The 23,669-nt window shown below is 66.6% G+C and carries 23 protein-coding genes and 1 pseudogene; 10 read left to right on the top strand and 14 right to left on the bottom strand.

From position 1 onward, the window contains the following. Nucleotides 1-331 precede the first annotated feature (331 nt). Nucleotides 332-969 (top strand): annotated as a pseudogene (locus tag ADL25_RS46460) (IS5 family transposase); the annotation flags it as partial. A 16-nt stretch (nucleotides 970-985) separates the two neighbouring features. On the opposite strand, the gene ADL25_RS24380 reads toward ADL25_RS46460, so the two are convergent. From ADL25_RS24380 to ADL25_RS46455, 14 genes are all read right to left on the bottom strand, one after another. Continuing rightward, a complete protein-coding gene (locus ADL25_RS24380) occupies nucleotides 986-1,939 on the bottom strand; it encodes an IS481 family transposase (RefSeq protein ID WP_059129946.1) in 954 nt (317 codons plus the stop codon). Nucleotides 1,940-2,235: 296 nt separating this feature from the next. After that, complete coding sequence (locus tag ADL25_RS24375) at nucleotides 2,236-5,721, bottom strand: LysM peptidoglycan-binding domain-containing protein (RefSeq protein WP_059129945.1); 3,486 nt, start codon at nucleotides 5,719-5,721, stop codon at nucleotides 2,236-2,238. Continuing rightward, nucleotides 5,721-6,170 (bottom strand): TadE/TadG family type IV pilus assembly protein, encoded by a 450-nt coding sequence (locus ADL25_RS24370; RefSeq protein WP_079050558.1) that lies wholly within the window; start codon nucleotides 6,168-6,170, stop codon nucleotides 5,721-5,723. Before ADL25_RS24370 ends, ADL25_RS24375 begins: the two co-directional genes overlap by 1 nt. Further along, complete coding sequence (locus tag ADL25_RS24365; protein ID WP_199839206.1) at nucleotides 6,170-6,631, bottom strand: TadE/TadG family type IV pilus assembly protein; 462 nt, start codon at nucleotides 6,629-6,631, stop codon at nucleotides 6,170-6,172. Before ADL25_RS24365 ends, ADL25_RS24370 begins: the two co-directional genes overlap by 1 nt. Further along, nucleotides 6,624-7,052, bottom strand: coding sequence for a TadE family protein (locus ADL25_RS24360; RefSeq protein ID WP_199839205.1), 429 nt, complete (start codon nucleotides 7,050-7,052; stop codon nucleotides 6,624-6,626). Before ADL25_RS24360 ends, ADL25_RS24365 begins: the two co-directional genes overlap by 8 nt. After that, a complete protein-coding gene (locus tag ADL25_RS24355) occupies nucleotides 7,052-7,279 on the bottom strand; it encodes a hypothetical protein (RefSeq protein WP_059129943.1) in 228 nt (75 codons plus the stop codon). Before ADL25_RS24355 ends, ADL25_RS24360 begins: the two co-directional genes overlap by 1 nt. A gap of 39 nt (nucleotides 7,280-7,318) precedes the next feature. Next, nucleotides 7,319-8,203: a type II secretion system F family protein gene (locus ADL25_RS24350; protein ID WP_059129942.1), complete on the bottom strand. Its 885-nt coding sequence runs from the start codon at nucleotides 8,201-8,203 to the stop codon at nucleotides 7,319-7,321. Then, on the bottom strand, nucleotides 8,200-9,153 hold the full coding sequence (locus ADL25_RS24345) for a type II secretion system F family protein (protein ID WP_059129941.1): 954 nt from the start codon (nucleotides 9,151-9,153) through the stop codon (nucleotides 8,200-8,202). Before ADL25_RS24345 ends, ADL25_RS24350 begins: the two co-directional genes overlap by 4 nt. Then, entirely contained in the window at nucleotides 9,150-10,640 is a 1,491-nt protein-coding gene (locus ADL25_RS24340) for a CpaF family protein (protein ID WP_079050557.1), read from the bottom strand. The genes ADL25_RS24345 and ADL25_RS24340 overlap by 4 nt, the downstream gene beginning before the upstream one ends. Next, nucleotides 10,630-11,457 carry a hypothetical protein gene (locus tag ADL25_RS24335; protein WP_059129939.1) on the bottom strand — a complete coding sequence of 276 codons (828 nt, stop codon included), beginning with the start codon at nucleotides 11,455-11,457 and terminating at the stop codon, nucleotides 10,630-10,632. Before ADL25_RS24335 ends, ADL25_RS24340 begins: the two co-directional genes overlap by 11 nt. Further along, the gene (locus tag ADL25_RS24330) at nucleotides 11,457-12,074 is read right to left on the bottom strand and encodes an SAF domain-containing protein (RefSeq protein WP_420711361.1); all 618 of its coding nucleotides are present in this window, start codon (nucleotides 12,072-12,074) and stop codon (nucleotides 11,457-11,459) included. The genes ADL25_RS24335 and ADL25_RS24330 overlap by 1 nt, the downstream gene beginning before the upstream one ends. A gap of 109 nt (nucleotides 12,075-12,183) precedes the next feature. After that, complete coding sequence (locus ADL25_RS24325; RefSeq protein WP_234381025.1) at nucleotides 12,184-13,056, bottom strand: ATP/GTP-binding protein; 873 nt, start codon at nucleotides 13,054-13,056, stop codon at nucleotides 12,184-12,186. Continuing rightward, complete coding sequence (locus ADL25_RS49110; RefSeq protein WP_159044992.1) at nucleotides 13,029-13,415, bottom strand: hypothetical protein; 387 nt, start codon at nucleotides 13,413-13,415, stop codon at nucleotides 13,029-13,031. Before ADL25_RS49110 ends, ADL25_RS24325 begins: the two co-directional genes overlap by 28 nt. A gap of 1,124 nt (nucleotides 13,416-14,539) precedes the next feature. Then, nucleotides 14,540-15,217: an HAD family hydrolase gene (locus ADL25_RS46455; RefSeq protein ID WP_079050554.1), complete on the bottom strand. Its 678-nt coding sequence runs from the start codon at nucleotides 15,215-15,217 to the stop codon at nucleotides 14,540-14,542. Nucleotides 15,218-15,330: 113 nt separating this feature from the next. On the opposite strand from ADL25_RS46455, the gene ADL25_RS24310 reads away from it, so the two are divergent. The 9 genes from ADL25_RS24310 (at nucleotide 15,331) to ADL25_RS24270 (ending at nucleotide 23,425) form a co-directional block, all read left to right on the top strand. Further along, nucleotides 15,331-16,542 carry a helix-turn-helix domain-containing protein gene (locus tag ADL25_RS24310; protein ID WP_059129935.1) on the top strand — a complete coding sequence of 404 codons (1,212 nt, stop codon included), beginning with the start codon at nucleotides 15,331-15,333 and terminating at the stop codon, nucleotides 16,540-16,542. A gap of 463 nt (nucleotides 16,543-17,005) precedes the next feature. Beyond that, a complete protein-coding gene (locus ADL25_RS24305; protein ID WP_159044991.1) occupies nucleotides 17,006-17,698 on the top strand; it encodes a hypothetical protein in 693 nt (230 codons plus the stop codon). Beyond that, nucleotides 17,691-18,242: a DUF6415 family natural product biosynthesis protein gene (locus tag ADL25_RS24300; RefSeq protein ID WP_059129933.1), complete on the top strand. Its 552-nt coding sequence runs from the start codon at nucleotides 17,691-17,693 to the stop codon at nucleotides 18,240-18,242. Before ADL25_RS24305 ends, ADL25_RS24300 begins: the two co-directional genes overlap by 8 nt. Nucleotides 18,243-18,348: 106 nt before the next feature. Then, a complete protein-coding gene (locus ADL25_RS24295) occupies nucleotides 18,349-19,824 on the top strand; it encodes a sensor histidine kinase (protein WP_234381024.1) in 1,476 nt (491 codons plus the stop codon). A gap of 72 nt (nucleotides 19,825-19,896) precedes the next feature. Further along, nucleotides 19,897-20,415 (top strand): roadblock/LC7 domain-containing protein, encoded by a 519-nt coding sequence (locus tag ADL25_RS24290; protein ID WP_234381023.1) that lies wholly within the window; start codon nucleotides 19,897-19,899, stop codon nucleotides 20,413-20,415. A 56-nt stretch (nucleotides 20,416-20,471) separates the two neighbouring features. Then, nucleotides 20,472-20,831 carry a DUF742 domain-containing protein gene (locus ADL25_RS24285; protein ID WP_324614062.1) on the top strand — a complete coding sequence of 120 codons (360 nt, stop codon included), beginning with the start codon at nucleotides 20,472-20,474 and terminating at the stop codon, nucleotides 20,829-20,831. A gap of 61 nt (nucleotides 20,832-20,892) precedes the next feature. After that, a complete protein-coding gene (locus tag ADL25_RS24280) occupies nucleotides 20,893-21,453 on the top strand; it encodes a GTP-binding protein (protein ID WP_234381022.1) in 561 nt (186 codons plus the stop codon). Next, nucleotides 21,453-22,103 carry a GAF domain-containing protein gene (locus tag ADL25_RS24275; RefSeq protein WP_059129930.1) on the top strand — a complete coding sequence of 217 codons (651 nt, stop codon included), beginning with the start codon at nucleotides 21,453-21,455 and terminating at the stop codon, nucleotides 22,101-22,103. The genes ADL25_RS24280 and ADL25_RS24275 overlap by 1 nt, the downstream gene beginning before the upstream one ends. An 80-nt stretch (nucleotides 22,104-22,183) precedes the next feature. Continuing rightward, nucleotides 22,184-23,425 carry an acyl-CoA dehydrogenase family protein gene (locus tag ADL25_RS24270; protein WP_059129929.1) on the top strand — a complete coding sequence of 414 codons (1,242 nt, stop codon included), beginning with the start codon at nucleotides 22,184-22,186 and terminating at the stop codon, nucleotides 23,423-23,425. Nucleotides 23,426-23,669 lie beyond the last annotated feature (244 nt).

Below are 23,669 nucleotides of genomic sequence, written 5' to 3'. Positions count from 1 at the left end.
GGATGCCCTCGTTGCCGGAGCGGTACGGGGAGGGGCAGCAGTGGCACAGGTGGGGCATCAGCATTTCGTCGCTGTCGTCGAGCAGTTGACCGCACGTTGGCTCCGAGGGGAAGAGCGGGAGCTGCCACTCGGGACACGTGCAGGGCTCATCGGGGAGCGGGCCCTCGACGCGTACGAGAGCAGCGCACAGGAAGGCGCCCTCCCTGACGCCATCGCCGCGGTCGGTGCCGCTAGTGCCCTCGGCTCCGACCTTCCGACACTGCGGCGGCGGCTCGATCGCCTCCCCGAGGTGCCCGCCAGCTATGCCGCGCCCCCAAGTACAGCGAATCAAAGCCGCTGGGCGGCGGACGGCACCTTCGAGCGGATGCTGCGGGCGGCTCAGGCGAAGGCGGATGCGGCCGGTGCTGTCGAGTGGATGGTGTCGGTCGACTCCACCATCGTGCGGGCCCATCAGCATGCCGTCGGGGCTCGAAAAGGGGGCTCCGCAGCCCGGAACTCGGACGGTCGAGGGGCGGCCTGACCAGCAAAATCCACCTCGCTTGCGATGGCCTCGGCCGGCCCCTCGGCTTCACGATCACCGGCGGCAACACCAACGACTGCACCCAGTTCACCGCCGTCATGCAGGCCATCCGCGTGCCGCGGATCGGACCAGGTCGGCCCCGGATCCTGCCCTCGCACGCCATCGGGGACAAGGGCTATAGCTCCCGGGCCATCCGCACCTGGCTGCGTGAGCGGGGTATCGCGCGCACCATTCCGGAGCGGGCCGATCAGATCCGCAACCGGCTCCGCCGCGGCAGGCGCGGCGGACGGCCCCCGGTCTTCGACAAGGCGGTCTACAAGCGGCGCAACGTCGTGGAACGCTGCTTCAACCGCCTCAAGCAATGGCGCGGCATCGCCACCCGCTATGACAAGACCGCCCAGTCCTTCCAGGCCGCCGTCACACTCGCAACCCTGCTGATGTGGGCCTGACGTTTGACGACAGGCTCTAGTTGTGCTGTCCGGACAGGTTGGTGACACGGCTGGCTGGTGTTTGGCCGTCGATTCCGGTGTGGGGTCGGTGGTAGTTGTACCAGTCCAGCCAGTCGGGGAACGCTGTCTGTCGTTCGGCGTCTGAGGTGCAGGGCCGGTGGTAGGCCCATTCGTCGAGCAGGGTGCGGTGGAAGCGTTCGACCTTGCCATTGGTCTGCGGTCGCCAGGGCCTGGTCCAGCGGGGGCTGATGCCCAGCTGGTGGCAGGTCTGTCGCCAGGTGTTCTTGGTGTAGGCCCAGGCGTTGTCGGTCAGGACGCGTTCGACGGTGATGGCTTGGGTGGCGAACCAGGCGGTGGCGCGGGTGAGGAAGGCGGCGCAGGTCGGGGCGGTCTCGTCGGGGAGGTCTTCGGTGTAGGCGAGGCGGGAGTGGTCGTCCAGGGCGGTGTGCAGGTAGGCGTAGCCGGTTCCGGTCCGGTTGCGTCGGCCTTCGGCACGGCCCTGGGTGCGGTGGCCGCCGCCGTCGGGGATTCGGCCGAGTTTCTTGACGTCGATGTGGACCAGTTCGCCGGGGCGGGCGCGTTCGTAGCGGCGGACGGGTTCGCCGGTGGCCCGGTCGCAGGCGGCCAGGACGGGCAGCTGGTGGCGGGCCAGGATGCGGTGGGCGGTGGACGCGGCGATGTCGCAGCGGGCGGCCAGGCGCAGGGGGCCGATCCGATGTTCGCGACGCAGTCGGACGACCTGCGCCTCGATGTCCGGCGGGGTGCGGCGTGGCTGGTGGTGCGGGCGGCTGGAGCGGTCGTGCATGCCCTCGCAGCCCAGCTGCCGGTAGCGGCCGGCCCATCGTGCGGCGGTGGTGTGGCTGACTTGGAAGCGTTCCGCGGCCCGCCGCACAGGCCTGCCATCGTCGACGACACACCGGGCCAGACGCAGCCTGCCGGTCGGCGTCAGCGGGGCATTACGGTGGGACACGAGGGCCTCCTGGCGGTCGGCGGTAGATGTCGCAATCCACACCGAACCCAGAAGGCCCTCACTTGTTCAAGCACCCAACACGCGTGTCACCAACGTCCCGGGACAACACATCTAGTGCTCGTCATGCAGTCTTGGATGGGCGATCGACGCGCTGCTCGTTGGCCAGCAGACTGCCTTCAAGACCTGATCTCGGAGGGGGTCGTGGGACGTCGTCCGTCACAGAGTTGGTCGATGACGGTGGGCGATCGCCGCCGCTCCTTTGACCACGCACCCACGTGACCCACCTCCACACTGGGTCATAGCGCCTCGGCCTCTGGCGTGTACGGGTGCTTGCCGAGGAGGTCGTTGATGAGTTGCTCGCTTTCGATTTCGAGTGAGACATCCAGTGCCCGGTTGATCTGCTGCACGCGGGTGATGGCGGTGTGCAGCCCCGAGCGGTTGCCGCGCGCAGCTTCGAGTCGCATCCAGTCCCTGTACAACAGCTCTGCCGTCTCGTCTGCGTCGAGTCCGGTTGCGACGGCCTGGCGTGCGGCGCTGAGGTCGTGGTGGGGGCCCGGCGGTATGCGGTAGGTGGCGACGATGTGCGCGACGTCGATGATCCGAGTGATCATTTCCTGCTGGTAGGGCTCGGCCCACGGCAGCGGCCGGCCGCCGAACGGCTTGCCCCGCACCAACGTCAGCGCGTTCTCTAGATCGTTCAAGCCGGACGGGCCCAGCGGCAGGGCGTGTTCGACGAGTTGCAGGAAGCGGCTCCAGTCGCATCGGACGCCGACAGCGAGCCGGTAGGGGTCCTCGCCCGTCTTGCGACGCGGTACATAGAGTTCCCCGGAGGAATCGCTGCCCAGAGAACTGCGCAAGCCCTGCAATCGTGCGTTGAGGGTGCTCGTTGACCACGGGCTGACGGGATCCATGTCTGCACACAGGACGTCCGCACTACGCCCTGGGCGGAAGTACAAAAGAGCGGCGAGCTGGGCCATCCTCGGTCCGTGGCCCGTAGTGGCCACGCCCGTTGCCTCAACCGGCCCCAGGACCCGGATCTCTGGGGCACGCAGATCGCGCGCTACGAACTCTGCAGCTCTCGGTGCCGTCGGTTTCGCGCCGACGGTGGCCGGGTCGTCCGCCTCCGCGGTTTTTGTTGTGCCGCTGGGGTCCGTGTCAGCGGGGGACGTCGGATCCGCTGGCCCGGCTGCTTCGGTGCCCGGACTGCTTTCTTCGTCGAGGTGGGTCGGCGAGGTGGTGGGGGAGAGGAGATGGAGTACGGACGGATTGGCGCCGGCGGCGAGCAGAGCCGGAAAGACCTGGTTGCTGATATCCGTTGGCGCCGCCGGGACCGTGGCAGCAGCGGACGGAGGCGTGATGGACTCCGCTGGTGATGCTTGTTCGGGTTCCTTGATGGTGTCGAGCTCGTCCGGGACATCCTGCCAGGGCCCTTCGGCCGGATGGGGCGGCTGCCCGGATACCTTGAGCGCTGTGGTGATCTGCCGGTAGGCCGCGTGCTCCAGGCGCTGCACTGTGATGCCGGTGCCGGTGTAATCGAGGGTTTGGAGCTCGCTGAGGGAAGCGTTGAGAACCTCCGCCTCGGGGAAGTGAGCGGCTGCCGTACTCGCTGGCGCGATCAGCGTGACGGGCACCGCCCCAGCTCGGTCGATGACGTCGGCAAACTGCCAGGCCGTGTCCTCGTCCAGCAAGGACGCGCACAGCAGCAGATACGGCTGATGCCGGGTCTCGGGCATCTGGTGCGCTTCCAGCAGCCGTTCGCTCAGATCGCGTAGCGCGTGCGTGGCCTGGCGCATGTGGGCGATCCGTGTGGTGGGCAGCAGCTGAGGCAAGTCTTCGCCGAACCCTACGGTGATGATCTCGGCTTCGGCCGCCCACGGACTCATCCCGAGTTCCAGGGCGAGGGAGGTGCACACCTCGGTGATGTGGACCGGGTTGCCGTCGAGCAGCAGCGCCGGCAGTTGGGCGAGGTTGAGCAGGAGAAGGTCGCCCGTCTCGGTACTGCCGATCGTGACCAGCCCTGGATACGGTGCCGGCACCTCGCGGGCGTCTTCCTCGGTCAGGAGGGCTGTGTCAGTGGGCAGGTTCCACCAGCCGCCCTGTCCGGTGCTGAAAGGCGTCACTGGATCTTGCGCGAGGTCCTCGGGAAGCACCTCGACCGTGTGGGTGCCGACTCGGGCGGCTCGTAGGGGCGGCAGGACGGCGTTGTCCTTGTGTTGGGCCACGTGGTGGGCCAAGGTCCGCAGCGCCACGTCGAGGCGGGCAGCGCCGCCGGGCTCGGCGGCCGCCGCCAGCTGGGCTTCGGCTGCGGAGGTTTCCGATGCGATGGCGATCTTCTCGCCGGGCTGGCGGCGGCGGCGCTGCAGCGTCCTGCGCAGGGCGAGGGCGCCGGTGATGGCGGCTGCCAGCAGCGCGCCGGCACCGAGCACGATGCGCAAGTTCAGCGGGCTGCCGTTGGCCGGGGTCGTTGCCGGGGTCTTAAGCACTGGATTGGCGGGGGAGGGGGGCGTAGAGCCGGACGATGCCGGCTCCGACACTGAGGGAGAGGAGGCAGACGGGGCGGCGGTGGTGCTGGGTTCAGGTGTCGGGGACGCTGCCGCGGACGGGGAGGATGGATCCTGCCCGGGCTGCTTGGCAGGGTCATTGGATGGTGCGCTGGGAGTTGACGTTTCTGGTGCCGGCGCCGTTGTCTGGTGGGGCACGGGTGCCTGTGTTTCTCTCGTGCCGTTGCCCGCCTTGTGCTTGCCGTCGGGACTCTGGGGGCCGGGGGGAGTGGTCCCCAGGCCATCGGACTCGTCGCCCTGGTCGGGGCCTTGGGGTGGCTTGACTGATGGCGCCTCGGGCACGGTGACCTGCTGTCCCGCGAAGATCATGTCCGGGTCGGTGATCTTGGGAAGGCCGTCCGGCTGTGGCTTGTCACGGCTGGCCTCGAACAGCTTCGGCCAGGCGTCGCCGTCGCCAAGCTCTTTCTCCGCGATCTTCGACAGGTAGTCGCCGGAGTGGACCGTGACGACGTGCTCACCCGTTTCGTCGGCAGCGTGCGTGCCAGGACCCAGCTGTGTGCGGATTCCTGCTTCGGCTGCGGTCGTGTCGGGCATCTGAAGCCGCCAGCCGGGCTGCAGAAAGCTGTTGGCGCGGAAGACCGTGCCGTTGACCATGGTCAGGCCCTCGTTCAGGTCGGCGATCTCCCGCCACCGCTCGCCGTCCCCCAACTCCCGCTCAGCGATGGCCCACAGGTTGTCCGCCGGCCGGGTCTCACGCACGGTGTACGTACGCGGGGCCGCTGTGTTCGCGGGAAAAGTCTGGTCGGCGTCAGGGGCTGGCTGTGAGGCGGGGGCCGTTTGGCCGGGCGTGCGGGCCGCTGTGGTGGCAGGTGCGGCCTGCGCGTCGGAGGCCAGGGCTGAGCTTGTGGGCAGTAGCACCAGGATGCTGCCGATCAGCAGGGCCGCGGCGCGTTGCGAGGTGCCCATGCCCCGAGGGGCGTGCCAGGTCCGGCCTCGCAGTTGTGCGATCAGTTCGCGTATGGCGCAGATGGTGAACTGCGCCCATCCTATCCAACCCACCGCGACGAGCAGCAGCAAGAACGCTCCACCTGTGTCCTGCCGGTCCAGCAGGTGGGTGAGGTCGTCGTGGGTGGCAGCCCAGAGGATCGGGGTGGCCCAGCCGAGAAGGATCGGCAGCCCGGCGACTGCGACGGCGAGGATGGCCAGGCTCAGGGCGGCCTTGAGGATCCGTGCCAACGGGCGGTGGGCCGCTGCGGCGGGGGAGTGGGTGGTGGTGTGCATCAGGAAGTTCCTTCTGGGGCGGGGACACCGTGCAGGAGGGTGGCCTTGCCATGGCCGGTCACCGGCAGCGCACTGATCCCGAGCACGGGCAGGAACTTCGTGTCGTACGAGCCGGTGACCGTGACGGTCAGGGTTCTGCCGTCCCCGGACACGCTGACTGTGCCGGTGGCGCCGGCGGAGCTCAGGTACGCGTGCGCGGCAGCGGCCGCCGCTTGCGGATCGACGACGATTGCGGTGCCGGTGATGGCGTCGGCGGGGTTGATGGCTTGTCCGCCGGCCCGGGCGGCCTCGCCGGCGACGTAGTCGGCGCGTTCGATGGCGCGCATCTTGCTCCCGCCGTCCACGGCGAGGCCGATGATGCCGATCAACGCGAACACACACACGGCGACGAACACGGTGACGCCGCCCCGATCGTCGCACCGTGTCCGCAGGATCCGATGCAAGATCATCACTCACCCCGCTGCCTGTACTGATCCACTACCGAGGTCGCCGTCGAGGTGAGGGTCTTCGCGCCCGGAACGCCTGGAAGGAGGAGGTCGGACAGATTGACCGTGCATGTCACAGTGACGGTGACCGTGCCGACCTGCCCCACCGGCACACTGAGACCACCGGTGTCGATGTCGACGTTGGCCGACGCGCACGTGATGCCCTGGTCGCTCAGGGAGTCGGCCGCCGCCGACCGGGCGGCACTCTGGGCGGCCGCCGCCGTGCGGTGGATGGATGCTTCCCGCGCTGCGTCCTCGGCCGCAGAGTCGATCTTCGCGCCGGAGGTGACGATCCTGCCCCCGGCGATCGCCATGCACAAGAACATGATCAGCGCCGGGAGGATGATGGCCGCCTCGATCGCGGCACTGCCCTCATCGCTACGAAGCCTGTGAACCCAACCGGCCGTGTCGCGCACGTCATTCACTCCCCGGATTCACCCAGCGCTCTTGGGGGCCGGATGCCGTCTGGCTGACCTGCAGCCCCGGCACGCCGGGGATCATCGACAGCGCCGTGCCGGATACCTGGACCCGCACTTGCTGCCCGTTACTGCTGACGGAGACGCTGTAGCCGCGCAGGCTGTCGCCCGCGGTGCGCTCCAGCACGTTACGTGCCTGGGACGCACCAGCGGCAGGACTCGACTGGTAGGCGCGGGCCGCCGTGAGGCCTTCGCGGGCAGCGGTCAGGGCGATCTGCCGGGCGTAGTACCACATGGAGGCCTGGATGACGGCCACCGTGGCGAGTAGTACGAACGGGAAGACGATCGCCATCTGGATGGAGGTGTCCCCGCGGTCGTCCCGCCATCTGTAACCCTGCCACCAGGTGTTCAGCCGCTCGGGACGATTCATCACAGGCCGTTGAGCTTGCCGTTGTACTTGGAGATCACGACGGCGATGGTTCCCGCGATCAGGACGGCACCGGTGACGGCGGCCACCCAGATGATGACGGTCGTGGTGGAGATGTCACCGCGGTCCGGCCGGCGAGCGGCCTCTTCAAGGCCCTCCTGAACTCTGGTGGTGATCCGCAGGAGGGCACGATTCGCGTGCGCCCAGGTGCGGGCTGCGGTGTGCTTCATGTTCCATGCCTCTCTGGAAAGTTGAACGAGTCGGTGTTTTCAGACGGTCAGCATGCGGATCACGGCGGGGAAGGCCATCAGCAGCATCACCAAGATCGCCATGAGGGCCCCCGGGGCGGTCATCTTTTCGCTGGCCGCGTTCGCCTCCGCGGCCTGATCGGCCAGCAGTTCTGCGTTCAGCGCCGCGGTGCGGGCCCGCAGCGCCTTGTAGACGGCGGCGCCGTCGGTCGCTGACCCGCGCATGATGTCGGCGACATCGTCCAGGACGGGAAGGTCGTACTCGGCGGACAGTTCCGCGAGGGCCTGATACGGCGGGATCTTCTCCAGCCGGGCGCGCCGCAGGGCACTTTGCAGATAGAGGAAGGGCCAGCCCTCGCCGACCTCGGCGGCTTTCTCCAGTGCCTCGGCGGGACCGGCGTCGGCGGCCCGCTTGAGCGCGACCAGGTCGAGGTAGGCAGACAGGGCGTGTGCGAACTCCTCCCGTGCCCGCTTGGCCTGGTCCCGCACAGCGAGATCGGGCGTGATGAACAGCAGACCCGCGACGAGAAGCCCGACGCCGGTGGGCACGTAGAAGGGCAGGCTGACGCCGGCGATGATCCACGGGATCGTTGCGATGACCGGGCAGAGCAGCCCCAGCGCGGCGAGAGCGGTCTTCTTGAGCATGAACTCGCCAGGCCCCTGCCCGAGCAGGGCCAGATTGGTGGTGGGGATCCGGACGCCCGGAAGACGCTCGAGGCGGTCAAGCAGCCACCGGCCCCACACCTCCTCTCGGCCCAAGGCCGGTTCGGGCATCGTCAAGGAAGCGGGTGCGCTGCGTTTGAGGGCCGGGCCCAACGCGGGCTGCGGTTGAAGGAGTTCGCGAATCAGCAGTGCGAGGCCTGCGCCGATCGTGGCGCCGGACACAACGACAGGTATCAAGTTCACGTGGTGACTCCCTCCGGCTCTCGGGCGGTGATCGGCAGGTCCGGCTCCGGCGCAGGCGTGGGCAGCCGGACGGTGCTGGCAGGATCCGTGACCAGAAAGCGCGGGATGCGACGGAAGGAGCCGAACTGCCGCATCAGAGCAAGCACGCCGACGAACCCGGCCGTCAGGAAGGCGAGCACGAGCTGACCCAGCAGCGTCGAGTACGGCCTTGTATAGGACGGCACGAAGAACCCGGCCACCACGACACCCACGGTGATGATCGTCATCCACCGCACAGTGGTGCGCGGCTTCGCCCGGTCCGCCTCGATGGCCCGCTTCTTGGCGACCTCCTCGCGGACGGTGCCCGACAGGTCCTCCAACGCCTGGGCCAGGCCCGGCCCGCGGTCGTTGACCGACAGGATCAGCGCGGCGGAGACCTTGTCCGAGGTGACATCGTCCAGTTCATCGGCGAACGCACGGAGCGCTCCCTCCGGCCGCCACGCCAGACGCAGCCGGTCGGACAGGTTGATGATCTGCGGGGCGAGTTTGTCCGGTGCCCCCTGACGGCTGGTGATCATCGCCTGTTCCAGGCCCATGCCCAGTCGCAGCAAGCCGGCCAACCGTTGAGTCCACTCGCTGAGGGCCTCCAGCTGACCGATGCGTTCCTGCGCCATCTGCGAAGGAGTGACCAGCCAGGGCACACCGATGACGGCCGCACCCAGAAGTGCCCCGCCGACGAAGTTTCCCGAGACCAGCCACACGCCCACGAAGACGACTGCGGCTGCGACCACGAGGGTCCACCGTCGGGTCCGGACGTCCTGGCTTGGGTGCTTCCCGCCGCGCAGGGCTGTTTGCCAGCGCTGGCGCAACGGGGCCCGGCGGGGCGCCGTGGTGCCCACGACACCTGCCACAATGCCGATCAGCCCGCCGACGACGACCATGCCGCTGAGCAGCCCGAACAGCACAATCATCGGCTCACCCCCACTTTCAGCGGCAGCGGCGCCTGCCAGGCCCCGTAATGCTGTTGCAGCAGGGCCGAGTCGAAGCCGACGCGGCGCAGGTCGTCGATGCAGGCAGGATCCATCCGCGGCACTGCCCGTAGTTCCCCCCACTCAGCTCCGGGGGTGAAGACCGAGTTCGTGGCGGGACGGCCGTTCTCTCCGATCCCGGTCAGTTCCAGGACGTGGGAGACGTAGCGGTGGCGGCGGCCGCCGATCTGGGTCTCGTCCGTCATGTCGACGAACACCACGAAATCCAGGCCGTTGGCGGTCTGCCGGTAGGCGAGCTGCTCGGACAGGTTCTCTTGGGCGAGTGCGTACAACTCGGCGATCCGGTCGAAGACGATGTCCGGGCGACGGGCGTGGATGGTGCACAGATTGCCGCCCGAGCCGTTCGTCAACGCCTGCATCATGGCGACGACTTCGGGGCCGCGGACCTCGCCGACCACGATCCGCTCCAGCGACATCCGCAGCGCCGGATGCATCAGATCCAGGAGTGTGACCTCACCGGCGCCACGTCCGGTGACGTCCTTCTCCCCGTTGGACTCGCGCCCCACCAGGGATACGACCTGCTTGTGGTAGCCGTTGTTGTGGGCGAAGAGCTCATCCTCGGTCTGGATGGTGGCGAAGCGGCACTCCGGGTCGAACTCCTTTAACAGCGCCCGCATCAGCGTGGTCTTCCCGGCCTTCTGCTTCCCCGCGATCATGATGTTCTTCTCGGCTCGCACGCACGCCCCGAGGAACTCGCGCAGGATCGGGTCGACGGTGCCCAGCCGTACCAGGTCGTCGAGATCGGAGTGGGATACCCGGTGCCGGCGGATCACCGCATACGTCATCGGGCCGAGCCCGGTGATGGCCTGAAGACGGGAGCCGTCCTGCAAGGACAGCGCAAGGGTCGGGTTCGCGGTGGAGATGGTGCGCTCGCTGCGCCCAGATCCTCGGGCCAACTCCCGCAACAACTCCAGCAGTTCCTCTTCGGAATCCGCGACCGGACCGACCCTGCGCCGCTGGCCGTCGCCGTAGTCCAGCCACACCTCGTGCGGGCCCTGGATGATGATGTCCTCGACCCGCTCGTCGTCCAGATACGGCTGCAACCGGCCGGCCCGGAACAGCAAGTCGTACACGGCGCGTCGCAGCGCCTCATCTTCCTGCGGCGACATCGCCTGGGCATCGGACCACAGCGCGACAGCCTCGGCGATCCAGTTCAGGCAGCGCTGCTCCTCGCCGGCCCGGTCCATGCCGGGCTTGGTCTTGAGCAGTTCCTCGCGCTGCTTGGCGACCTGAGACGCAATCTCCCGCGCCACCCGGTAGTCGACAGTGATCTGCGGTGCCGCTGTACCGAGCACCCGTGTGCTCGAGGCAGCACCGCCAGGTAAGGGAACGCCGTTGGCTTGGCGCGGCGCCCGCTCTTGGGGCGGCGGAGCCACCGAGGGATCCGGGTGCAGGGGCCTAGCGTGCATGGGTCACCTCCCCGCCCGCGGTGCGCGGGCCGCGTGGGCCGAGTCGGGCCCGGCGCAGGGCAGCCCGCTGGAGGAGCAGCGCGCTGCTCGTGCGGGCGGCCTTCATCAATGGGGAATTGGTGAACCGGCGCGGCTGTTCGGCGCCGTCAGACAGCACGCGGGCATCGTCCGGCGCGTACGGCAAAGTGGCGAGCACCGGCACCTGAAGGACGCGCTGCACCTCACCCGCGGGATAGGGACCCTCATTGATCAGCAGCACGCTGATGTCGCCAACCCGTTCTTCCAGTGCGCGCACCCGGCTCTCCGCTGCCTGCAGACAGCGCAAGGTATTGCGCACCACCACGACCACGGCGTCGGCCTGCTCGGCCAGGACCCCGGAAGGCCCATAAGCCCCACGGCGGCCGAGGTCGATCAGGACATCGTGGCCGCTCTCGGCATCGATGCCACGGAACATCTGCGCGATGACCTTCCATACCGGGCCAAGGCTCGCGGCCTGCGCGGGGTCGGAGATGCCCGGCAGCAGCAGCCGGTCGCGCGGTGACTCCCGTGCATCGCCCTCACCGCTCAAGTCGATCAGCTGCCGCCAGAAAGCCTCACTGAACTCGCCCTTGCGAGCCGCCACCGACAGGTTTCGCAGCCCGTACCGGTCGCCGAGCGAGGCCTGCAACAGACCGTGCAACACGGCTCCGCCGTCCGGATCGCACTCGGCCAGGATCATCCGCCGACCCGCCTCCAGCGGCCACGACAACAGCAGGGCCAGCGCGCTCGTGGTCACACCCGGCGCACCGCTACAGCCTGCAAGCGCGATTACCGCCATCAGCGACCGCCCGGGGCAGCAAGGACCAGACGCAAAGTGCCAGCCGCCTCCCATGCGGCGGCCGTGGGACCATCAGCAGCGGCAGTGGCAACGTCGACGACCACGATCCCCGTACCGGGAGCGGCGCCGGACGCCTTTACCACCCGGCCGTCAATTGTCCGCGGCGCCGCATCCGACGCCTTGCCCGCGTCAACAGCGCCTTGGGCCGGGACCTGCACTAACTCCACCTTCTGGCCCGGCACCAGAGCGGTGGCCGGGATCTGCTTCGGCTCCAGACCGATCGGCACTAACTGCTCCCCGGCCCGCACCAGCGAGTCCCCCGTCACCTGCGAGGGAGTGAGCATAGAGCCAGACTTCAGCTCCACCGCAGCTCGCTTGCCCACCACCGACTTCAAGTCGTCGATACGCACCGCCTTGACGGCCGGATCCAGGGCGACGGACGCCTTACCAAGGTCGTCCTCCGTGAGGATCTGGCCGACCTGGACGTCGCGGACCACCGTCACCACGTCCGTGCGATCCCCGACCTGGAGCAGTAGGACGGCAACCCCTGCACCACCGGCAGCGATCAGCGCCAGCGACAGGGCAATGACACCTGGCCGTCGCCTACGAACCGACACCCGGGGCGGCGCCACCGGGGCAGCGACGCCTCCCTGATAGGGAACGCCGCTGGGGACTGTGCCTATACGTTCTGGGGTCTGGCTCACCGTTCTGTCCTTCCGGCGGCATTCACCTGACGACCTGGACTTCGCCAACTGCCACCTGCACGTTGGTCTGCCGGACCTCGGTGAGCTGGCCGGCTTGTCCGCCGCCCTGCCAGTTGATGGTCCACGTCGAGGTCGCCGTCACTGGGAACTTGCTGTTCTGGGCCCCGGCCGAGGTCTTGGAGTACATGTGTCCGCAGGTCGGGGACTGGGCCATGCCTTCGGATGGCGTGTAGGGCGTGCCTGGGCCACTGCAGGTCACGGAGGTCCCGTCACCCATCGACCACACGATCTTTGACACCCTCGCGATCGCGGTGACCGTGACCCCGCCAGCAGATGCCGTCGCGGTATTCGGACCGTACGTCGTGGCACTCTGATGGACCCACATCCACATCGGGACACCCACGGTGTACTTCCCGGCCGCACGCGGACTGGAGATGGCTGGCCCCAGCAGCGTCATAGAGTCGACCGCGCGCTGCGCCAGCTCCTGCGGGTCGATCTCCGGAGCGGGAGGCTGGCCCGTCGGGACGACGACAAAGGCGGCCGGGTTGTCCTGACCACCATCTGAGCAGGACCTGAAGTACAGATCGTTCTTCTTCGGGTCTTTACCCTTCCAGACCGGGTGGCCTGCTGGAGGCTCCTGGTCGACCTTGGTGTACGTGCACTTCACCTTGCTGGGATTGTCGTCGGCTCCGCCTTGTGAGACGTCGGCCTGTCCGTTACTGCCAGCGGTGTCGTCACCGACGCCGACGCTGACGCAGAACTCGACGACGTGGCACTTGCCAGCATCGACCTTGGGATCGGCGTCGGCGTACGCAGTGCTCGCTGTGTTCAGGAGCAGGGCACCCGCAACCAAGATGAGGTGGCAGCTCAGCAGGCTTGATCTTGAGCGGTCCACTCGGTGAGCATCCACTTCGTCCCCCACTTTTCAAGCGTTGCGGTGCTGACGTATTTGACGAGTCGTTCCGTAGGCAGCGGGACCGGCTTCTTCTTGGCCTTGTCGATCAGCGTCCAGTGCGTGGTGTCCACGCAGTCCGTGACCGTAGCCTTTGGGATATTGGCGTCGGTCACCTTGACGACCTTCGGGTGGATTACTGGTTTCCCGGTTGTCACCTGTCCGGCCTTCTTCATGGCTGAAAGGTTGCGCTCGATGTCCGCCAGGGCCTTGAAAGTCGTGTACTTCCGTACATCGGTGCCCGCAGAAGAGGCCCGCTGGTAGGCCTCTGTCTTCGCGTCCCATGAGCGGGTGTAAGCCACGAGAACAGCGGCGTCCTCGGCAGTGACTGTGGAACCGGCGGACGGCGACGTGGCAGCTGCGGGACTGCTGGGCTTGGGCGACGACCCGTCCAAGCCACCGTCACTACATCCGGCCAGCACTAGCAGACTTCCAGCGAGGAGCATTGCCTTGGCGTGATTCCATCTGCGAATAGCGGTGGTGTTGAGCCTTGATGGGCATCGTCGTGTAGCTGTCACGTTGTCTCCCCGTACGGCTAGCGTGGTCGACCGCCATCCGATCTCCGACATGCGGCGACCCGCGACCGCGGCCTGGTCCAGCTGCGGTAATGCGTTTGCGTGATCGCAAGACTACGCATATGCCGGGCAACTTCCCAGCCTAATAACTTAGTTCGCTCGCACAACTCGGGACTTACCTGGTCACTTTCGGAACCAGATATCGATTTGTCGTTCTGTGTCTTCGCCCGTCGCGTACGCAATGTTTGGTGCCTTGTAACCCTGCTTGACGCAACACATAGCGCTTGTGTGGGTGTACCTGACGAGAGCTAGTCCGCTCAGCGGTGCGTACGCGGAACTGTGACCATCACTTTCACGGCGGACGTGGTGTCATAGCTCAGCCCGCGGAAGAGGCTTGTCGCCGGTCAGCGGAATCCGAACGTCAGGCGATGCCGCGTCTGTCAAGGTTGCCCAGGAATACCGCCCTCAGCGGCACCTCGCGGGCTAAGTCAGTCAACGCCGTCGACGCCGGCCCCGGTCGACTGCACGCCGACCGCTAAGCCGCACCGTCTCTCGTTCGCGGGCATTGCATGCCCTCTCGGCTGGCCGCCTGGGATATTCCGGACGATGACTCGGTCCGGACGGGCCGCGAACTTCTCGTGACGGATGCCGAGACAGACGTCCGGCCAAGTTCCGCGACTCGGCAGATTGCTGCTCGCCCAGTTTCCCCAGATGCCTTCATCATGGCCTAAATAGGCACCGCTGCGCTGCGTCTGGCGGCCAGGCCGTGGTGCGGGAGACGGAAGGACAAGCTTCGCGAGCCTCCCTTGTGGCATAGAGGCCAGCGGACAGGCGATGTTTAGCGCAGCGAACGTTCGGGCGCGCACATCGGCTTCCCGACTGCGGTGATGAACCTGGTGGCGACCACGTGTCTACAGACGGTCTGTAACGACAAGCTTGGTGAGCGTGTTTACGTCGGTGAGGTCATCTATTACGGCGTCGGCACCCGCATCACGGAGCGCCTCTGCTGAGGTCCGACCTGTAGCCACAGCGATGACCCGGACGCCAGCTGTCCTGCCGCCTTCAACGTCGGCAGGCGTGTCGCCGATCAATGCGACGTCTGATGCTGCCACGGATGACCGGTTAAGAGCCAATTCGACCAGGGCTGGCCGGAGATCCGCATCCTCACCGTATGCTCCGGCTTCCCATTGAATGTGCGTGTCCAGGCCGAAGACGCTCAATTTGATCCTTGCGACGGCGCGGATGTTCCCGGTGACGACGGTCTGTCGTACGTTCGCAGTGGACAGAGCATCGAGCGCCGCAGCTGCACCAGGAAGCGCATGACCCCGATTCCTCAGCTCGGCTGCACGCTCGGCGTGCTGTCTGGTGAGAGCCTCCGCGAAACGTTCGAAGTCAGTTCGATCGGTGTTGATGCCGTGCAACTTGGCGGTTTCACGGAAGATCACAGCCTCCGTGATGCCGTCGATCTGCGCTTGCTGCTGCATCGGCTGTCCGGTCACTTCCTCGAATGCCGCTGCGGACAGCTTGCGTCCGACCCCCTGAGTGTCGATCAACGTGTGGTCGATGTCCCACAGTACGAGGTGAGGCATGCCGAGCCCTTCTGAGACTGAGCGTTCATCCAGATGCAGTAAGGCCCCCAATCGTTGCAGAAGCCCTCGCGTTGCTGGTGCATCGTCTTACTCTGGCGTACACGGGAGGGTGGATGTCCGAATCACCAAAGCTGCCAATCGGGGCGCGGATCAGGTACTACCGACGCAAGCACGGTAACCGATCGCAGGCTGCCATCGCGGGTCTATGCGGTATCACGGAGCGGTACCTCTCGCTGATCGAAACCGGGAAGCGAACTCCTTCATCAGAGCTGTTGAGGAGACTTGCTGCCGAGCTGAGTGTCCCTGTCGCTGCCCTTCTGGCCGAAGAACCATCTACCAAGGAAGCCTTCTCACTGGCTACTGCGCCAGACATTGCTCGGGCCTTGATGGGGTGCGGCTCAGATCGCGTCGGTCCTGTCGTGGCGCCTGTTGAGCTACGCGAACGCGTCGAAGACGCCTGGCGTACCTGGCAGACAAGCGAGGAACGGTTCACCGATGTTGAGCGACTGCTCCCAGCTCTCGTTGTGGATGTAGAACATGCCGTCCGGGCGTTCCGCACAAGTGAAGATCCACTAGCTCGCCGTGAGGTTCTGCGCGTAGCCGCTGACCTCTACGGTCTGCTGCGCTCCTACTGCCGGCGTACTGGTCGCCTCGATCTTTCGCTCATGGTTGCTGACCGAGCCCGACGCGCTGCAGAGGATGCTGACGATCCCATCCGCCTGGCAGCAGCCTACTGGAACCTGGGGCACTGTCTCCTCTCCCAAGACGGCGGGGCGCAGGAAGCCAGCGAGGTAGGGCGACAGGCAGCCGAGCAGTTACGAGATCTTCCCGATAGCTCTGAGAAGTTGGCGATGCAAGGCGCATTGGAGCTTGTCCAAGTCGTGGCTGCCGCCCAGCGTAAGGATTGGTGGGAGGCCCGCAAACGCCTTGTTGAGCAGGCTACCCCCCTTGGAGAACGAGTCGGCGAGTCCAACACCCGCTGGACGGTATTCGGCCCGACGAACGTCCATCTGCATGCGCTGAGCATCGAGATGTTGGCGGGGGACAGCGCGGAGGGCCTGCGTCTGGCCGATGAAGTGGACGTCTTCCGCCTGCCCAGCAGGGAACGGCAGTTTACGTTCACCCTTGAACTCGCTCGTTGCTACGACCTGCGGCGTGACGACGCTGCGGTCCTTGTGCACCTCTTGGACCTGGAGAGGATCAGCCCGGAAGACATGGTGCGCAGCAGTCTCGCCGCTGCAATGGTGGCTGGGCTACTTCAGCGCGTTCGCCCCACCTACCGCAGCCAGGTAGTCGGCCTGGCTGAGCGGCTCAGGTTCGCGTAACCCGAACTGCCAGTTCACCCGAACTCTCAGTTCGGGTCGGTGCGTGTGTCTCGTCCTAATGTCTGGCGCACAGCAGCGGCGACGAAATGAGGCGCACCGTGATGGCGAATCTGCGATGTATCTCTTCCTGCCCCACGCCAACCGAGGCGCGGCAGGACTGGGAGGCGATCAAGGTTGGCCGGTTCTACGGCCTTCAGGCTCTGGGCCGCCTACGCGCTCATGGCACTGTAGCCATTGATCCAACCTTGCCCGGTGTGTACTTTTTCGTGCTGGCAGGAACCACCAGCAGCTGGCCTGTCCCTCCGACTTGCTTGGCGCTCACCGTCACGAAGGAATTTGAGACTCCGGCGGCCGGACGCCGGACCCCGCCTGGCACTTATTGGTTGGTGCCGCCACGGCGAGGAACCATCAGCCTCACTGACGATGCTGCGCTTCTTGCCGCACTCGCCGATGTCTTTCCTGATTGGGCAGAGTCATCGTGACCGGAACTAGCACGTTCGCACTGCCGGTTAGGGGAATTCCCGGCTCGGTACGCATGGAAAGTCCTGCGGGGATGACGTCCCAGTCACGCTGCAGTGAGGTTATCCAGGCCACCGCCAGTGAAGTTCTCGGCGGCGCTAGAAGAGACGACAGCTGCGTGATTCAGACGGTTACCAGGTCCGAGGAGGCACTGAGGGCCGTCACGAACTGGCTACTGTCCGCCGCGCGCGACCCGCTGAGGGCAGTTCAAGAGTGGGACATGGATGGCATGACGGTCGTCCAATGTGGTGCGCTCTTTTGCGCGATCCGCCTGCCCGTCCTACTCGTGGAGGCCATGGCCTCACCTCGCAGCGTCCCCGTGATGGTCGACGCGTTCCTCGCTGAGGTGCTTGAGGGGGGCCCGGTTATTCGCTGCAACACCGGCCGGTTCTTCTACGCCCTTGTCGAGCCGAGTGCAGCTGATCGATGGCACGTGAGGGGTACAGAGTGCCTTGGTCGAGGCTACGACCTCGGAGTTCCTAGTCTCGACCTCACCGAACACCCGGGTTATACAGCGTCGTACTGGGCCGTACCTGTAAGAGAGCCGGGTGTCCTGTGTGAGGTGGTGGCGGTGGAGCAGTTCCTCCTACACGGCCGGCACTTGCTTGCGTTGGAGGAGGAGCAGCCTGATGTCTAGCAGGCGGCCGTTGATTGATGCTGCGGGGATTCGGCAGGCGTACACCGCCGGATTTCAGGTGTGGATGGGTGGCGAGGAGGAGCACGAGAGCGTTCTCGGCCTTCGTGACCGCTTGGAAGAGCACGTCACGCTGCTGCTGCCAGAGGTGGAATACGTGACGGCGCGCACGCAGGGGGAGTGGCGCCGTATGGGCGTCCACATTCTCATCCGCGCCCATCACGTCATGAACTACAACGGCGGTACTTCGCCTCAGGCCCAGGGGGCATACGTGCAAGACCTCGCGGCACTGTCCCGCTCTCTCCTGGCCTTGTACGAGCATGCAGGTCCGCTGGGTGTCCCGGTCGACGTGGACGAGATTGCTGCGGCCGTTCGCCGGCGGGTGTGCGCAGCGTGCTCTATGGAGATCCGCGAAGGCGAGCCGCTTACGCGCGGTGTATTCGCGAGCGATTCCAGTGGTGGCGTCTATGGCTGGCTGCACAGCCAGGGATGCAGCCCTGCAGCGGAGTCACTGGAGACCGATTCGACGAGCACGCTTCATCCATGACTGATCATTTATGCGAAGGAATCTGATGTTTGGCCGCGTTCCCCCTTCCCATCCCCTCTTACGGCGCCGCCGTGGCAGGCGGCGCCGCATCCTGGCGGATCGCTTCGTGCTGGAGCAGATTCGCCTGGCGGTGGCCATTCCGCTGGTGATAGTTGCGGTCATGCTGAGTGCGGCGGTCGCCTGGGCGTTGGCCGAGCCGTTGCTCTCGACCGGACGGCTGTTGGGCGTGCTGGCCTGCGGGACGATCGTGTCGATCCTGGTCGGTGCCTGGCATGCCCAGGCGGCTGCGACAGCGGTGCACCGGAAGCGGGAAGCGGAGTGGGCCACCGAGTTACAGAAGATCACGGACGCAGTGATGGCAGTCGACAAGCTGCTGCTGTGGACGGCGGATGAGCTGTGCCGGGGCCAAAGGCCGCCGATTCCTGACGGTCCCGGGCCGACGCAGGACGCGGGCGGGGCCGCCAGGGCAGTGGGGTTGCTGGAAGAACTGCAGGTGCAGGCTGCGGCCTCCCTGGTGCGGGTGCACGAGGAGTCGCAGGCCGCCGTGTTGCTGGGCATGCTGCGTCATTTCTCCCGGCGGGAGCACGCCCTGGTGGACCGGGCGTTGGATGCGCTGACCGAGCTGCAGATGCACACCGACGATCCCCAATTGCTGGCCAAGATCTATGAGATCGATCATCTGGTGACCCGGATGCGGCGACTGGTGGAAAGCAAAGCCGTACTGGGCGGGGAGTCGTTGCGCAGCAGCCGTAAGCCCATGACGGTGACGACGATGCTGCGTGGCGCGGTATCGGAGGTCATGCAGTACTCACGTGTGGGGGTCTCGGCAGGCACCGCCGGCACCGAACTCGGTCTGCCTGGGCATGTGGGCCCCGACCTGTCGCATCTGCTGGCCGAGCTCATCGAGAACGGAATCGAGTTCTCCGGCCCGGACACAAGGGTGCAGGTGCGGGCGGAGAGGGTGGCCGCCGGACTCGCGGTCGAAGTCGAGGACCGCGCGATGCCGATGACGGCCAGACTGCGGGCCAGGCTGAATGCACTGCTGACCGATCCGGACACGGTCGATGTCAGTGCTCAGGTGCGCGAGGGGCACATCGGGCTACTTACGGCTGCGAAGATCGCCCAGCGTCACGGCATGAGCATGATGCTCAGAGAAAACCCGATGGGCGGTACGACCGCGCTGGTGGTGTTGCCGCAACGCCAGCTGGTCGCAATCCGGCCTCCCGCCGCAGTCCGCACAGCGTCGACCTCCACGGAGGTGCAGTACACGCCCGATCCTCCACCACCGATGACGTCACCTGTAAATGCGCCCGATGCCCAGGCGCAGCCGGGCGTAGCGAGTACGCCGGTCTACGAAGCCGGACCGGATGCCGAGCCGCCGCCGTTGCCGCGGCGCACGCCGTCCCAGATCGCGGTCCGTGCTGATCGGGTTCAGACCCCTGCGACTGCTGCCAGACCAGGCCTGGCGGCAGCCTTCCTCGGCGGCAGACAGGCCGCGCGGACCCAGAACACCACAACTGCCCGCACGTCCGGACCGCAGGCAGCCGGAGGTGACGGGCCGCAGCCGTCCCCACAGCCCTGACCCCGCACCCATGTGGCCGGCCCCGCCGTGGGATGCCGGATTGGCCCTTCATACCCATGGAGCAGATTCACGATGACCACCCCTGACCTGAACCGTCCGGCCGACAGCACCACAAGCGCGAATGGCCCCCAAGTGAAAGACGCGACGACGGACATGGCCTGGCTGCTGCGTGATTTCGCCACCACAGTTCCCGGCGTCACACACGCCCTACTACTCTCACGCGACGGCCTCAAGCTGCTCGACAGCGGCCTGGACCGAAACTGGGCGGACGAACTGGCCGCCGCCTTCTGCGGCCTGGCGTCTCTGGCCCACAACATCACCGGCCCCACCCGAAAGAAGCGGCCCACACAACAGATCCTGTTCGAACGGGACGACGCCCTGTTCTTCCTCCAGAGCGCCGGCCGAAGCGCCGCGTTCGAGGCCACCCTCGGCATGAGGCCGAAGGAGGTTGACACCGTGCTGGGGGTGATCTCCCGGCCCGATGCCGAGGCCGGGACGGTCGGCTTCGAGATGGAACGCCTGATCAACCGGTTCGCGCCTTACATGACGATCCCCGTCCGCCATCCCGCCGCCAGCGACGATGCCCGATGAACTCCCGCCATCCACAAGCCTTCTTAGCGGCCGATGCCGCGGGTGACGAATCCTCTGTGGTGCGCAACTACACGCTGACCGCCGGCCGCACCCGTCCCCGCTACACGCTGAGTCTGGACAGCGTGCTCGAGACGGGGCCGGGCAGGCCAGGGCCTGCACTGCCCGAGGAATGCGTGCGGATTGTGTCGCTGTGCCAGCAGCGGCGCCGCTCGGTCACCGAACTGGCCGGCACCCTCGGACGCCCGGTGAGCGTGGTCCGCATTCTCATCTCCGATCTGCTGGACGCACACGCCTTACGGGTGCCCGCCACCACCACCGCCCCGTCGGCTGACCCGACCCGACAACTGCTGGAGGCACTCAGTGCCGGACTCAAGGCCCGGTGGCCCGATGCCGTTTCCTACGCCCAGGCAGGCTGATCCTGCACCCTTCTCCCGTGGCCGGGAGGCGGACACGGACAAGCCGGCGATCCTCAAGATCGTGATCGCGGGTGGGTTCGGCGTCGGCAAGACCACCTTGGTGCGGGCCGTCAGCGAGATCGAACCGCTGACCACCGAGGAGTACCTGACTCAGGCCAGCGCCCCTACCGACAAGCTGCACGGGGTGGAGGCGAAGGACACCACGACCGTCGCCTTCGACTTCGGCCGCTTCAGCCTGGACATGCCCCTACCCCTGGAGCTGTTCCTATTCGGAACACCAGGCCAGGACCGGTTCGTGGACCTCTGGTACGACCTGTCGCACGGAGCGATCGGTGCGGTCGTCCTGGCCGACACCCGTCGCCTCGAGGCCAGCTTTACCGCCGTCTCCTTCTTCGAACGGATCGGGCTGCCGTTCATCGTCGCCGTCAACCAGTTCGACGGCGCCCACCGCTATCCCGAAGCAGACATCCGCGACGCCCTCGACCTCCCTGCGGTCATTCCAGTGCTGTTCTGCGATGCCCGCGTCACCACCTCCGTCGCCGGCGTGCTGCTCACCCTCATCGACCAGGCCCTCTCTCAAGCCTCAACCCGCCCCGCCCACACCACACTCCAGGACGCCTGATGACCCACACCCCCCACCCGACCACGCTGTCGCCTCAACCCGACCCGGCCACCCGATTACTGCCATCGCGGACCGATTACGACGTAATCGTTCTTCCGTCTGGAGTCGTCCGCCCCGGCCACGACACCGTCAGCGGCGAGCAGGCACACGCCCTGGCCGAACAGGCGCAACGCATCGAAATGATCCACCGTTTGGGTATCCCCACCCAGCCCACTCGGTACTTCGACCACCTCGCCACCGACATGGCCCACCGCACCGGCTTCCTGTACGGCATGGTCAACCTGTTCCTGGAAGAACAAACGTTCATCGGCCTGCATAACCCACCGGCCGACAGCGGATACCTCACCGTCGACCGGACCATGAACCGCGACCACGGCTGGTGTCCCGAAGTTGTCAACCGCAAAAAGGCCCTTCCACTGCACAACGTCCACGCCTACCACCGCTTCAGCAGCAACTACGTCGTCGACGCGGTCGGCATCCAGTCCTACTTCGGCGCACCCCTGATCCACGACGACATTGCGGTGGGCACCGTATGCGTCATCGACCCCGACCCCCGACCCCTCGACGACGCCCTCCGATTGAGGGACATCGTCCTCAACATCCGCGACACCGCGATGCAGGCCATCACCACCCGAGACACATGTCAGTAACCCGCCTCAGCCCACGCCTCCGTCAGGTCCAGCCCCGCATCCGGCCGCACCCGCCCGGTCACCCCATCAGGGAGTCGATCATGCCCACCCTGCCCGCCGCACTCCATCCCTACCTCAACGCAGTCCACGAACAGCTGTGGCGGGAAGTCGACACGTTCGCCGCCGAACACGTCGCACCACGCGTGCCACGTATGGAGGCCACACCTCGGAAGATCGAACGGAAGATCGCGCAACTCATGGCCGCCCGCGGTTGGTTCACGATCACCGCTCCGTCAGCCCATGGAGGACTGGGAGTCGGTCACGTCGCCAAGACAATCCTGATACACCGCATCGCCACGGTATCCGGGGCCGTCGCGGCGATTCTCCAGGCCAGCCACATACCAGTGGGTGCGCTCGTGCACTGGGGCAGTCACGAACAGAAAAACCTGTGGCTGCCCCAGGCCGCCGTCGGCACCGTTCTGCCATCGATCGCCGTCACCGAACCGGACATGGGCGGCCACATCGGCGGCATGGAAACCCTCGCAGAACGGAACGGCGAAGCCTGGATGATCACCGGCAGTAAAACCCACGTCGGTAACAGCCACCTCGCCCGGTTGCACATCGTCGTCGCCCGCACCGCCACCAGCGAGACACGCACCTCCCAGGCTCTGACCGCCTTCCTCGTCGAACACGACCGCAAAGGATTGACCGTCCGACCGCACCGGCCCGGACTCGGCCTGCACGGATTCTCCTTCGGCCGACTCGACCTCGACCGGGTCCGCGTCCCCGCCGGCAACGTGCTCGGCAACGTCGGCCAAGGCCTGGCGGTAGCGCAGTCCAGCAGCATCCTGTATGGCAGACCCAACCTGGCCGCCCTCAGCCTCGGCTTACACGAGGCGACCGTGCACACCACCAGCCGATACCTCAAACACCGTCCCCGCTACACCGGCACCCTGTCCGACCTTGCCGTCGTCCGCGACCGGATTGGAGACATGGAAGCGCGCCTGCGAGCCGCCCGCACTCTCACCTACCAGGCCGCACACCTCCTCGACCACGGCCTGCCCTGCGACACCGACCTCATCAACGCCAAATACCTCGGACACCAGTGGGCCGTGCGCTCCGGACGCGATGCCATGGAACTACACGGAGCCCAAGCCCTGGACGCCGATTACCACCTTCAGCGGCTGTGGCGGGACATCCAACACACCTATCCACCCGCCGGAACCGGTGAGTTCCAGCGCATCCACCTTGCCAAGGCCGCCCTGCAAGGAGCCCCTGTCGACTGGTCGGAGCAACTGGCCGCCGAAACAGCCTGTGCGCGCCAGGAGCCGACGGCTGCATAAACCTAGGCCAGACGGCTTGTTCCAGGCTCTGGTTGGCGCGAGCGTTCCCTGATGCCATCACTGGCCCGCCGTGCGTGGCCGGCTTGACGCCGAGGCAGATCCCGCCCAGTGCCACACCTGAGCAGTCTGCAGGGGGGACACTTCGTCCATGCACTTCCGAGTGCATCAGATTCCGAGATGTCCGCCGCAGAACAGCACTGGACCATATTTGACACCCGGAATGCCCAGACATGCCGCATCAGCG

Origin of the sequence: Streptomyces sp. NRRL F-5122, from assembly GCF_001507435.1 — a bacterium.
In the GTDB taxonomy this organism is placed as follows: domain Bacteria; phylum Actinomycetota; class Actinomycetes; order Streptomycetales; family Streptomycetaceae; genus Streptomyces; species Streptomyces lannensis.
Note: the sequence above shows the minus strand (reverse complement) of the source record. Positions and strands in the feature narration are given on the sequence as shown.

What these genes read in the sequence shown, in the direction of transcription:
- ADL25_RS24375 (WP_059129945.1), bottom strand. Translation starts at nt 5,721, where the DNA reads ATGCACACCACCACCCACTCCCCCGCCGCAGCGGCCCACCGCCCGTTG.
- ADL25_RS24370 (WP_079050558.1), bottom strand. Translation starts at nt 6,170, where the DNA reads ATGATCTTGCATCGGATCCTGCGGACACGGTGCGACGATCGGGGCGGC.
- ADL25_RS24360 (WP_199839205.1), bottom strand. Translation starts at nt 7,052, where the DNA reads ATGAATCGTCCCGAGCGGCTGAACACCTGGTGGCAGGGTTACAGATGG.
- ADL25_RS24355 (WP_059129943.1), bottom strand. Translation starts at nt 7,279, where the DNA reads ATGAAGCACACCGCAGCCCGCACCTGGGCGCACGCGAATCGTGCCCTC.
- ADL25_RS24345 (WP_059129941.1), bottom strand. Translation starts at nt 9,153, where the DNA reads ATGATTGTGCTGTTCGGGCTGCTCAGCGGCATGGTCGTCGTCGGCGGG.
- ADL25_RS24340 (WP_079050557.1), bottom strand. Translation starts at nt 10,640, where the DNA reads ATGCACGCTAGGCCCCTGCACCCGGATCCCTCGGTGGCTCCGCCGCCC.
- ADL25_RS24335 (WP_059129939.1), bottom strand. Translation starts at nt 11,457, where the DNA reads ATGGCGGTAATCGCGCTTGCAGGCTGTAGCGGTGCGCCGGGTGTGACC.
- ADL25_RS46455 (WP_079050554.1), bottom strand. Translation starts at nt 15,217, where the DNA reads ATGCCTCACCTCGTACTGTGGGACATCGACCACACGTTGATCGACACT.
- ADL25_RS24310 (WP_059129935.1), top strand. Translation starts at nt 15,331, where the DNA reads ATGTCCGAATCACCAAAGCTGCCAATCGGGGCGCGGATCAGGTACTAC.
- ADL25_RS24300 (WP_059129933.1), top strand. Translation starts at nt 17,691, where the DNA reads ATGTCTAGCAGGCGGCCGTTGATTGATGCTGCGGGGATTCGGCAGGCG.
- ADL25_RS24290 (WP_234381023.1), top strand. Translation starts at nt 19,897, where the DNA reads ATGACCACCCCTGACCTGAACCGTCCGGCCGACAGCACCACAAGCGCG.
- ADL25_RS24275 (WP_059129930.1), top strand. Translation starts at nt 21,453, where the DNA reads ATGACCCACACCCCCCACCCGACCACGCTGTCGCCTCAACCCGACCCG.
- ADL25_RS24270 (WP_059129929.1), top strand. Translation starts at nt 22,184, where the DNA reads ATGCCCACCCTGCCCGCCGCACTCCATCCCTACCTCAACGCAGTCCAC.